Below are 10,400 nucleotides of genomic sequence, written 5' to 3'. Positions count from 1 at the left end.
CCTCAAATATTATTCAAAAAAGATGACAGGCGGACTAACGGACTTTTTCATTTTTGGTCACTTTATCCGTCAAAACATGGACAACTTATACCAGCTGTTTTTGGTCATTATGCGGTAGCATTAACACTTTTATTTTTTCTGACAAAAACATATGCTAACCAAAATCAATTCCCAACAAACAAGCAAGAAGCTGTAAATTATGCAAACCAAGAATTGTATAGCCAGTATAAAGATTTATTGGGACCAGAATATTTTACTGAAACGAATATTGTAGATAAACAAATAAACTGGATTCAAATAGGTGGACTTTCTGGTGTCACTATAGGCAGTAGCAACAACACTTATGGTGCTTTGGTTTACGGCGATCCTCATGGCGATACTAGTACAGAATCAGAGAGTCTTGGTCCACAGACTAATAGTGATGAGATTCAGTATCGATATTTAGGTTTCACCTACAATGATGAGGACTACAGTAACCCTGCATACCCACACGATGCTTGGGCTGGTGGTTATCTTGAAGACAGAAAATGGATTGTTGATCCTTGGTACAACATTGAAGGAGCTGTGTTAAACTCTTTTGACGGCGACACCAAATACCTACCAAACATACAAAAAGGCATAGCAATTTATTATTCAGATATTTCCCTAGGCGGCAGCTCCCCATATTGGAACAACTGGTCCCAGTATGTCCACATCCTTGTCCCCCCCACACAATACACATGGGGTATGGGACGCATGTGGCACCAGCGCAGCGACAACAGCATTTGGTATATAACTGTTCCTTTGGTCCCCGGCGCTGCACTCATCACGCCTGAACTAGTTGTGACGCCTTCTACCGCGACAATATACGAAAGCGAAACCCAGCAGTACACCGCAACCTATTACCCACAGGGCAAGCAAGCAGGAAACGGCCAAAACGTAACTGCCTCATGCACATGGATAGTAGATGACGAATCAATCGCCACAATAAGCAATACCGGTTTGGCAACCGGCATGTCCCAGGGCGATACTATGATTACAGCAACATATACAGTAGGTGGTACTACTATTACCGGTCAAGCAGAATTGGTTGTTGAGGAACAAGAGGAAGAAGTGCCGTCATCAAGCAACAATGGCAGTTTAACATTCCAGGCAGTGAGCCAAGACGGAAAACAATACCGCGATCCAAACAGGGCAATGTGGACAGATGTTGTTACTGCAACACTCACCTTGCCGGTAAAGACAAAAGTAACGAAGGACAGTTCCGTTGACTACGACACAACAGTAGCACCACCAAAACCAACAGAACGCGGTTGCGAACCAAAAGAACCAAACTGTAACAAAATAACAGAATGGCGTATAGTGAGTGCCGAACTCTCATATCCGACACAAAACCCGAATTTCACTTTTGGGCACCCGCTGGACCCGGTAGGAGTAACAACAATTCCAATGGAAATATCAGAAGACGGCCACACAGCTACCGCGACATTCAAAGAACAATGGGCCATGAACGGGGCAAATATATATGACGTGTTTTTAGGTAAGGAAGTTTGTACAGAACCTAAAAACTATGACATAACGGTTTCCAATATCGTTGTTAATATTGACTATAAGGAATATACATTCGAAGAAAAACTTGTTTTTGCTAGTTGGGATTGTGTGAGATCGGTGGAAGAAAAATATGATAAACAGAATTTGGATTCAATAACTGGTCAACTAGAGGTATATGGGTCAGGTGTAAACAGTCTGGCACAATAAAGGAGTGACTTACTTAAATGCTTAAAAACGAAAAAGGTTTTATAAGCATATATCTCCTTACCATCTTCATGATTTTTCTTCTAACAATACTGGCATTTGGAACAGGTATAGGAGTTTCGGTCTAGCGGGTAGCCAATGCCGAATACGAATGGTTTGGAGAAGCGATGAATTACGCCGCCAGCGCAGCTAATATTGATGGCAATCTAGAAGATGTAGCTTTAAACGAAACTAAAGCGAAACGTTATTTTGAAGACACGTTTGATGAAATGATGGAATCCAGAATTTACACTATCAACAGTTTTCAAACAGTCGATACCGGCGATTCAGTTCCCCATGATATCACAGCCAAAGCATCAGGTTATGTTGCAAACATAACTGTGGAAATACCTGCGGTAAACGTGCCCTTGATAGGTCAGCAAAGTGTAAATGTGCCAATGGCATATTACGCGATAGTACAAAGTGTACAACTGGATTAGAAAAAAAGTCCCGGTGGGGAAAACCTGCCGGGTGCTTTTTCCATCGTTCGAAGGGAGGTGTTTTAAGTGGCTCAAAAAATCGACCATTTAGAAGAAGTGGCAGAAGGTTATAAGGCGATGTTGGAAAACGACATTGAGATCTACCTGCCTGCCCAAGCAGAGGTAGTGCTGCGGGATGATAAATAAAATATCTTTTCTAGAGCAAAATCCAAAGGATATAATAGTTGTGGGAGGATTAGGATGGACTCAAAGGAAATTGTAAAAGCCTTAATTGATCGGCTAAACGAATGCCCTGAGAATAATTGTTGAATCAATGATATGGCCGGAAGAGGATATAACACCGGAAGATGCAGAGGCAATAGCCCAGGGCGAAGCTGAGATAAAGGCCGGCCTGGGAGTAAAGGCCGAAGAGGTATGGAAAGAACTGGGGCTGTCGGATGACTAACATATAAACAGTGCCCTACTCCTGATCTAATAACATCTTGAAAGCTGGTGGTTAAAATACCGGACGATGCGGATGATATCCTTATGGAATGGCTGAAAATAGCCGAATCAGCATTTGACGACTGGGACAACGAGGAAGATAGTGTATATGATAATATATAAGCAATACTTATTAAATGGCAGCGGGTAAGACTTCCCCACTGCCATTTAAATTTGAGGGGGGAGAATATGAAATTCCGAATTGACGGCCTGAGCCTATTTAGTAGCAGCTATTATGACACCCTGGAAGAAGCGACAAAAATCATATTCGATAAAAAAGGCCGTAAGGGCAGTATTACCGTGGAAATGACGGAAAAAGAATATATCACCCTCATTAACAGCTACGAGACTCAAATAGACAAAAACATAGCTATAATTAATACCTTGCAGCAGGAAAACCAAAAACAGAAAAAACAAATTGAAATACTACAAAACTCACTTGTTCATCCTGAAGTGGTGGAAAACATAAAACAACAAGCCCGTCAGCAGATAAACGGTGAAATAGAGGCAAGGGAGAAAATAACAGAAGAGCTTACAAAACAGATAGAAGTATTAACCAGGCGGGAAGAAGGCTTGAGAGACGCCCTGGGCAGATGGCGAAAAAAAGCCATCGGCGAGGACTTACGACCGCCAAAAGACTTAAAGCAAAAAGGATTCCAGTACCGAGTCGTAAAAAATAGAATAGTGAAGATGTATTTTTTGGAGAAATATCTGCCGCATCCCTTTGATACCGGTTTCAATGAATTGGAAGGATATGCCCTGCTGGAACTTGCAAAAGGGGTTAACCTCAAAAAAATATATTTAGACCGTGGTAAGTGGGTGGCACAATACGAATCACTCAATCCGCTGGGATAATACTTTTAAGACCTTGCATTTTATGGTGTCTATGGTATTATTGTATTGTATAATTAATCCTACACTACGTACCCTTCATGCTTAATGCGTGACGCCAAACGGCAAGAAGGAAAAACATCAGATGCAGGCGTGATGCCGGCATATTGCACATCTGATGAGGTAAGGTTTATGGGATTTTTCTACTATTCTATCTCCAAGAATAGTGCGGATGGAAGCTCCGGAGCATGTTGAGGGCGATGAGCGCAACTGCTGAAGAATCGGCTCCAGGTAAAGTCCCAGCGAAGAGCGGGTGTAACTTGGGGAGCAAGGCCAAAGCGAAGAGCGAGGCTGTGCGGAAAAGGGCGACAGGCAAAGCCCAGGTTTGGATCTGTGTGTAGACAATATGGTGCGGTGTATCTGAACCGACTGCTGAAGGCGAAGATGAGTTTCACCAGAATTGGACGAAAGCAGGTTCACCGGAGGAAAAACCACGGTGGAGACGTGTGTTCCGGGTATTAAAGGCCACTTGCCGGGCAGCGGCATGGACGCGCTATAGCGCGCCGGGTTTATTTTACCGAACCAAGTGGATGCTTGGTTGAGTGGGGATTTGGCAGCTGACCCCATAAAATACGGCTAAAAAGGCACAGCACGATGATCGAGCAGTCTCAAAAAGACGTAAGTGCCTTCGCCACCGGAGCGTAAGCTCCGCCCTTTGGGTTGTGTGGCACCCCGGTGTTCAACGAACTGAACTTTGATAATATAACACCCGTTGCCGTCTCTGTCTGCGGAGCGATTTAAAAAATCGCTGATGCGATTTTTTAAAGGAGCGGAGTAAGACAGAGACGGCCAGAAATACCTCGCCAAGTTCGCGGAGCGCAAGGTCTTCAGGGTTCGCTTAAAAAGAGAACCGCGAGAGATGGCATCAGGGGATTAAGTGGATGTATGCTTTTTTAAAGGGTCAGATATAGTCTGAACCTTTTTTGATTTTATAGCAATATATCAAATACTTACCGGCTATGTAGCCGGTTTTAATCTTTTAGGGGGTGGTTTATATTTCCATTATCAAGTACAAGTATAAGAAAACTGGCATGGGTGTGGTGGATAATCTCGGTGCACAGTTAGAAAAATTGATCAGGGGAGCCAGCCAGGGGAGCATTGAAACGAAGTACCGTTACATCGCAGCTGCTGAGAGGTTTATCAAATTTGTGGGAGGACACTTTAAGCTGAAAAAGCTTCAAAATATCCAGGACAAGCATCTTGAGGCTTACGCGGCGCACATGAAAAGTCGCGGCTGTAGCGATAAGTATATAAAAAACGATCTGAGCGGGATAAGATACCTGCACCGGCAGATCCCGCAGGCAAGGTATAGCATAAAAGATAGTAAGACGGCAAATAAGGAAATGGGGCTGGGCAGCACTCCGGACGGGAGGGCGGACAGAGCCTGGACGGAACGTGAACTTTCTCAGATGAAGGCCAGGGCTGTGTCAATTGGTCGGTATGATATCGCCAGGACCATGGAAGCGATCAGGGCCACGGGAATGAGGCTGGACGAAGCGGCCAGCCTCCGGCGCTCCGTGGTTGAGGATGCGCTGAAGTCTGGCGTATTACATTTGAAAAACACCAAAGGTGGCCGCCCCAGGGATGTGCCTCTTAGTGACAGGGCTGTAGCTGTCTTTAACGAGGCGCTGAAGAACTCTCCCAGGGGCGGCTACGCTTTTACTCCTGCTGGTATGAAGGTCCACGTTTACAAAAAGGAAGTGGAAAATTTTATTTACAATCACCGTAAGGAAATTCAAGATCAGGAGCGGAAAATTACCGGCCATAACTTGATTCCCGGTGATAGGGGCGCTCTTACGCCCCACGGGCTGCGGCACTCTTTTGGCCGTGAATTCATTATCACGCGGTTTAGGGAAAGCTTGTCTTCTGGTATGATCAGGGAAAAAGCTATGGACATGGCCAGGAAGGAGACCGCCGAGGTCCTTGGCCATGGCAGGGTAGAGGTAACTTACATCTACGCGCCGGCCAATTTGTTGAACTCTGAGTGACAATCTTGGTTGGAGAGTGGTTATCGATGGAAAGTCAACCTGGGAGTAGGGGCTTATGTTAGATAAATACGTACTTCCAAAACGAGTTTATATAAGTTCTCACGCGACTGAAATGTATTTAAGCCGCATACTTGGAAAGCCAGCAACCAAAAGAAATTTTCAGACTGCCCGACTTTTTTTAAGTCATATGTTAAGTAATCGTGTATGTCATTTTATAGAATCTCGAAGGGACGAAGCGGCTTTTCGCCTTAAATTGGCTTTTTGCGGTATTATTTTCATTTATGAGCCGCAATGTAATGAGGTCTATACGATTTATCCGGATAAAAAAAGCAAGGAACGTTTTGAAATGTGTATGCGAATACCTGCTGACTTTACAGTATCAGAACAGGTCAAGAGTATTATGGGGAAAAGAATTTGGGGGAAACTTTTTCGGTATGAGTGGCCGGTGGTAACGGCAAAAGCGAAACCTAATCGCCCAACGTCTATATTACGCATAAAGGCAGGTAATTGGCTTATTGACCTGGATATGGTTGAAAGAGAGGTTTCAGGTGCTTTAATATTTGGATGTTCTTCTAAGGATTATGATGAAGAAAGTAATAAGTGATAGGAACCCCCGCACGGATTTACGCGGGGGCGTTTAAAAACATTGTAGGAGGTAATTTCATGAAATTATCAAGTGTATCTAATGATAATGCATTATTAACCGTTTTGGAAGTTGCAATAATTTTAAGAGTTTCAAAGGCTACGGTATACCGGATGATTCAGCGAGGTCAGTTAAAAGCTCACCGAATAGGCGGGAGTATTCGTATAAAGCAAGTGGATATTGATGATCTGTTTAGCGACGAGAAAAAGGCTTCTGAATAAGAAACTCTATCTTATCGTCTCTTAAGTTACAAGAACATGTAAAGGCAGGATAATCAAGTAGGATTCCAGGTAAATCTTGTTGATTATTAGCGATTCCTAGAGAAACGAAATTACAGAGTGCTAGGACATCTAGTGTTGAAGCTTTTTTTAACCACGGCACATATGGCAAATCTCGTAGCAAACTATTACCGCTATCTTCTCGTTTAATGTACGGAATAGGCCAAATTTCTCTGGTCTCAATTGTCTTTGTTTCAGTAGAATCTTCTAGGTAATAGCCTTCACGTGTTTTAATACGCCATAAAATATATTTCATTGCAAGGTATAAACCCATTTCATTATCTTGTGGTTTAGTGACTATTGTTTCTATGAGTAATCGCGCTTCGTTACTATTGAACTCATCAAAGTTAATTGATTTACTCCAAGGTGACAATACCTGAGCAGTGCAGCAGGCAAAACCAGTAAGCCAAGGTTCTTCCTCGACAAGTGATCGTAATGAATCATCCGCATCGTAGGCGCTGTGAAAGGCATCTTTAAGGTACTCTTCGGCTGTCCAACCCTCTGGAATTGCTGGACTAAATTCAGGTATTGTCGGTCTAATGCAACTTGCCCACCGTTGTGCAAGGTCATGAATAGCACCTGGTTTGATATTTCTTGAACCTAAAACATAATTGGAAATAGAGCCAGCTGACAGAGCAAGCTCCTTTGCCAGAGTGTAAGATGTTATGCTTCGTGCAATTATAGTCAAATCAAGCAGTGTCCCTGGTCTTAACCACATGGTACGTACACCTCCATTTTTAATAATATCACGGTATACGAAAAACATAAATATGAGAAAATTGTTCTTGATTATAATATACTGTTGCCGTATAATGTAAATATGTAATATATGTTAACCAATTAGCGAGACAGTAGAGCCATTCTACCCCTTAGATACGTCGAAATAATTACAAACAGGGTAATTTTGCTGGAATAACCGGTAGCGGCCCGGTTTCAACCGCCCCCGCACTGCGGGAGAGCGTTTTTGCTCTGTTTATTAAGGGAGGGATTTTTTTGCTTTTTCCACCTATTACGAAGGTTGTTTTTGCAGCAGACGGCACAGGAGAAATCAAGGAGCGACTTGATCCCGTTACAGCTACGAGAGCAATAAAGCGAAAGCGTGCAAGAAAAATTTCTGATAATCTTATTCAATATAAACAAATTTGGAGTCATGAAAAGCCTCTTGTCTTAACTGACAAGGAAATTATCCTTTTAGGCACTATTTCAAATTATACAAAAAAATCGGGCTGGCTTAAAGCCGATAAAAGAATCGTAGACAATATTTTTCAACACAACGAGAGAGTAATCAGATTAGCGATGCCTGGGTTAGAAAGTATCCCCCTGGGTGCTCCGAATCCGGTGAAAGATATTAAGCTTGTTTATAAAAATAGTCCTACTGTTCCACTAGTTAAATAATTTTTTCTAATTAATATTTCTGATATAATTATAACCACCAAGGAGTTGATGCCTTTGGCCGAATATGACATGATCATCAAAGCCCTGGCTGAACGGTACATGGACAAGATCGCCTCTTTTGTCCGGGGTGTACCGGTTGCCACAGAGCAAATCGAGGATAAAGACAAAGAAGCAGTGGCCGTACAACGTACTTCTGACGCGCTGGTCAAAGTTCGTGAAGACGGCTACGAGTATCTAATGTTAGTTGAATTTCAGGCCAGGCCGGACCGAAAAATGGCGAGAAGGCTACTGGAATATACGGCCATGCACCACTGCCGGCACGAAAAACCAGTTTACCCGGTAATAATCAACCTGACCGGCGGCAGCCGGCATGATGGGCGGTACCTGTTAGAATGCCTTGACCTGACAGTAGTTGATTTCAACTACCGACAAATCAATTTACAGGACATTGCCGGCCGGGAACTGCTTTACCGGGGACCGGTGGGCCTACTGCCCCTGACACCACTGATGAGTCATGATGAACTGCCCGAAGCGGTACTAGATAAATGCGCCAAGCGTTTGCAAAGCGAAGTAGAAACAGAGGACGAAAGGTCGATCCTGTATGTAGCACTTGCGGCTCTGTCATCATTGAGGTTCCCGAAGGACCTAATTTTAAAAGTGCTGGAGGTGAGCAAGTTGGAAAACTTACCGCTGTTTGACGGCATCCGGGAAGAGTGGGAAGCCAGGGGCGAGGCTAAGGGCCTCGGTGAAGGAATAGCTGAAGCAATAATTGAAGCTCTTGAAGAAAACACCGGTCAGAGGCCAGCCTGGATTAAAGAAAGCTTATCAGCAGTAAATGATAGAGATTTGCTGAAGAAAATCCTGCGCCGGGCAGTCAAGGCTAGAACCATGGAAGAATTTGAACTTGCCTTAAAAGAACTAATACCAAATTAAATAAACAAACCAGGAAACTAAATACTTCTTGAACCTCCGGTTTTTTGCCGGGGGTTTTATATTTGTCAATTATAGGAGGTCGCTATCATGCAGAAGATTTATACTGCAGCCCAGGTAGCTAAGCTACTTCAAGTTAAGAAATCATATGTTTACGAGCTTATTGCCAGCCATCGGTTAAAGTTCATCCGGCTTTCTGAGCGACGAATTAGGATACCGGAGTCAGCGGTGGAAGAGTATCTGGAAAAAAGTACAAAAAAGCTAGGTTAGGCAGGAGAAGGATTAGACAAGGGCGAATTAATATCCCTGTCTAGTCCTTCCACTTTGGAGGGAAATAAATATGGCCGAGATACGCAAAAAAGGGCCCAACAAGTTCCTGGTTTTAGTTTTCATGGGAGGGATGCCGAGGGTAAGCGGATTTACGAACGGGAGCTTTTCAACGGCACCGAATCACAAGCGAAAAAATGGGCATCTCAATGGGAAACGGAATTAAAAAAGCGGCTGGGGCCGACTTCCTTGGCAATGACCGTGGGCGATTATCTTGAGAAGAAGTGGCTACCGGGGATAAAGAATAGTGACAGCGTATCAGATAGGACGCATGAGACATATACGTACCACGTCCGGCGGTTAAAGCCTCTGGTGGGCCACTTGCCGATGTATAATCTCAACGGCATGGCCCTACAGGACGCCTTGCCCAAAGGGTGTTTCGGTAATGTCAAGCCCAAGACCGTAAAAGGTTTCTACGGCACCTTGAAGACGGCCCTGAAACAAGCGGTCGCATGGGGCATCCTGATCGTGGATCCTACCGTGGGATTACGCACCCCACGAGTGCCGAAGAAAAAACCGAAGGTTCTTACCATCGACGAATTAGTCCGGCTGCTGGCAGCGGCCAAACAGTACAAATACTATCTTGTAATCCGGCTCCTAGCCCTTACAGGCGCCCGGTTGGGCGAGATACTGGGGCTGCATTGGTCAGACGTAGACTTTGCAAAAGGGACGCTGACTATCATGAGGGCAGCGGACGTAAGGCACCGAAAGGAGAAGGATGATACAAAAACGGAAGCCAGCCCGCGCACAATGAAACTGGATGTCGAAACCCTGACTCTGCTTGCTGCCATGAAGGAACGCAAGGTTATGTCGGTAACGGGCCTGATATTTCATCACGAGGGGCGAGTCGTCAGGGAAGACGCCATCAGGCGTACAATGAACTACGCACTCAAAAGGGCAGGGCTGGAGCATACGAAATTACATGCACTTCGCCATGGAGCCGGATCTATCCTTCTTGACGAGGGGAAATCTCTGGCGGCGGTATCCGAGTTTCTGGGTCACTCCAGTACCGCTACCACGGCGGCGATCTACGCTCATGCTGTAAGGCAGGGGGAGAGCATCGCCAACCTATTGACAGAGTAGGCACACCAATTGACACACCAAAATCAATAAAGCCAATATAATCAAGGGCACTGAAAAAGCCACTATTTTATAAAGCGGTGGCTTTTTCAGCGCATATATATTCATTTAAAAATCAATCTGAACATCAAAATAGTATTGAAAATAAAATAAGCGGCAACATTATACCGCT

Annotated in this window: 13 protein-coding genes; 12 read left to right on the top strand and 1 reads right to left on the bottom strand. The window is 44.2% G+C overall.

Translation table 11 applies throughout. The annotated features are described in order from the left end of the window. From L9W92_RS17945 to L9W92_RS17915, 8 genes are all read left to right on the top strand, one after another. Positions 1 to 1,737, top strand: a 1,737-nt coding sequence (locus tag L9W92_RS17945; protein WP_240085116.1) for an Ig-like domain-containing protein, incomplete at its 5' end; no start/stop codon positions are given. A 164-nt stretch (positions 1,738 to 1,901) separates the two neighbouring features. Then, positions 1,902 to 2,213, top strand: coding sequence for a hypothetical protein (locus L9W92_RS17940; RefSeq protein WP_240085115.1), 312 nt, complete (start codon positions 1,902 to 1,904; stop codon positions 2,211 to 2,213). Positions 2,214 to 2,526: 313 nt separating this feature from the next. Further along, positions 2,527 to 2,658, top strand: a complete 132-nt coding sequence (locus tag L9W92_RS19070) for a hypothetical protein (RefSeq protein WP_282442410.1) — start codon at positions 2,527 to 2,529, stop codon at positions 2,656 to 2,658. Between the two features lie 227 nt (positions 2,659 to 2,885). Then, positions 2,886 to 3,551, top strand: coding sequence for a hypothetical protein (locus L9W92_RS17935; RefSeq protein ID WP_240085114.1), 666 nt, complete (start codon positions 2,886 to 2,888; stop codon positions 3,549 to 3,551). Positions 3,552 to 3,787: 236 nt separating this feature from the next. Next, on the top strand, positions 3,788 to 3,928 hold the full coding sequence (locus tag L9W92_RS17930) for a hypothetical protein (protein ID WP_240085113.1): 141 nt from the start codon (positions 3,788 to 3,790) through the stop codon (positions 3,926 to 3,928). Positions 3,929 to 4,573: 645 nt separating this feature from the next. Continuing rightward, positions 4,574 to 5,575, top strand: a complete 1,002-nt coding sequence (locus L9W92_RS17925) for a tyrosine-type recombinase/integrase (RefSeq protein WP_240085112.1) — start codon at positions 4,574 to 4,576, stop codon at positions 5,573 to 5,575. A gap of 55 nt (positions 5,576 to 5,630) precedes the next feature. Next, on the top strand, positions 5,631 to 6,179 hold the full coding sequence (locus tag L9W92_RS17920; RefSeq protein ID WP_240085111.1) for a hypothetical protein: 549 nt from the start codon (positions 5,631 to 5,633) through the stop codon (positions 6,177 to 6,179). A 59-nt stretch (positions 6,180 to 6,238) separates the two neighbouring features. Further along, entirely contained in the window at positions 6,239 to 6,439 is a 201-nt protein-coding gene (locus L9W92_RS17915; RefSeq protein ID WP_240085110.1) for a helix-turn-helix domain-containing protein, read from the top strand. Here L9W92_RS17915 and L9W92_RS17910 read toward each other — a convergent pair. Further along, positions 6,411 to 7,262 (bottom strand): hypothetical protein, encoded by an 852-nt coding sequence (locus tag L9W92_RS17910; RefSeq protein ID WP_240085109.1) that lies wholly within the window; start codon positions 7,260 to 7,262, stop codon positions 6,411 to 6,413. The two genes, L9W92_RS17915 and L9W92_RS17910, sit on opposite strands and share 29 nt — an antisense overlap. A 227-nt stretch (positions 7,263 to 7,489) precedes the next feature. On the opposite strand from L9W92_RS17910, the gene L9W92_RS17905 reads away from it, so the two are divergent. From L9W92_RS17905 to L9W92_RS17890, 4 genes are all read left to right on the top strand, one after another. Continuing rightward, positions 7,490 to 7,891 (top strand): hypothetical protein, encoded by a 402-nt coding sequence (locus L9W92_RS17905; protein ID WP_240085108.1) that lies wholly within the window; start codon positions 7,490 to 7,492, stop codon positions 7,889 to 7,891. 48 nt (positions 7,892 to 7,939) lie between these two features. After that, on the top strand, positions 7,940 to 8,824 hold the full coding sequence (locus L9W92_RS17900) for an RpnC/YadD family protein (protein WP_312038124.1): 885 nt from the start codon (positions 7,940 to 7,942) through the stop codon (positions 8,822 to 8,824). Positions 8,825 to 8,911: 87 nt separating this feature from the next. After that, positions 8,912 to 9,091: a helix-turn-helix domain-containing protein gene (locus tag L9W92_RS17895; protein WP_240085106.1), complete on the top strand. Its 180-nt coding sequence runs from the start codon at positions 8,912 to 8,914 to the stop codon at positions 9,089 to 9,091. A 54-nt stretch (positions 9,092 to 9,145) separates the two neighbouring features. Then, positions 9,146 to 10,231: a tyrosine-type recombinase/integrase gene (locus L9W92_RS17890; protein WP_240085105.1), complete on the top strand. Its 1,086-nt coding sequence runs from the start codon at positions 9,146 to 9,148 to the stop codon at positions 10,229 to 10,231. Positions 10,232 to 10,400 lie beyond the last annotated feature (169 nt).

The sequence above is a fragment of the Pelotomaculum terephthalicicum JT genome, from assembly GCF_022410535.1.
Classification (GTDB): domain Bacteria; phylum Bacillota; class Desulfotomaculia; order Desulfotomaculales; family Pelotomaculaceae; genus Pelotomaculum_D; species Pelotomaculum_D terephthalicicum.
This window is presented reverse-complemented; position numbering and strand designations above follow the sequence as displayed.

What these genes read in the sequence shown, in the direction of transcription:
- L9W92_RS17940 (WP_240085115.1), top strand. Translation starts at nt 1,902, where the DNA reads ATGAATTACGCCGCCAGCGCAGCTAATATTGATGGCAATCTAGAAGAT.
- L9W92_RS19070 (WP_282442410.1), top strand. Translation starts at nt 2,527, where the DNA reads ATGATATGGCCGGAAGAGGATATAACACCGGAAGATGCAGAGGCAATA.
- L9W92_RS17935 (WP_240085114.1), top strand. Translation starts at nt 2,886, where the DNA reads ATGAAATTCCGAATTGACGGCCTGAGCCTATTTAGTAGCAGCTATTAT.
- L9W92_RS17930 (WP_240085113.1), top strand. Translation starts at nt 3,788, where the DNA reads ATGAGCGCAACTGCTGAAGAATCGGCTCCAGGTAAAGTCCCAGCGAAG.
- L9W92_RS17920 (WP_240085111.1), top strand. Translation starts at nt 5,631, where the DNA reads ATGTTAGATAAATACGTACTTCCAAAACGAGTTTATATAAGTTCTCAC.
- L9W92_RS17915 (WP_240085110.1), top strand. Translation starts at nt 6,239, where the DNA reads ATGAAATTATCAAGTGTATCTAATGATAATGCATTATTAACCGTTTTG.
- L9W92_RS17910 (WP_240085109.1), bottom strand. Translation starts at nt 7,262, where the DNA reads ATGTTTTTCGTATACCGTGATATTATTAAAAATGGAGGTGTACGTACC.
- L9W92_RS17900 (WP_312038124.1), top strand. Translation starts at nt 7,940, where the DNA reads ATGCCTTTGGCCGAATATGACATGATCATCAAAGCCCTGGCTGAACGG.
- L9W92_RS17895 (WP_240085106.1), top strand. Translation starts at nt 8,912, where the DNA reads ATGCAGAAGATTTATACTGCAGCCCAGGTAGCTAAGCTACTTCAAGTT.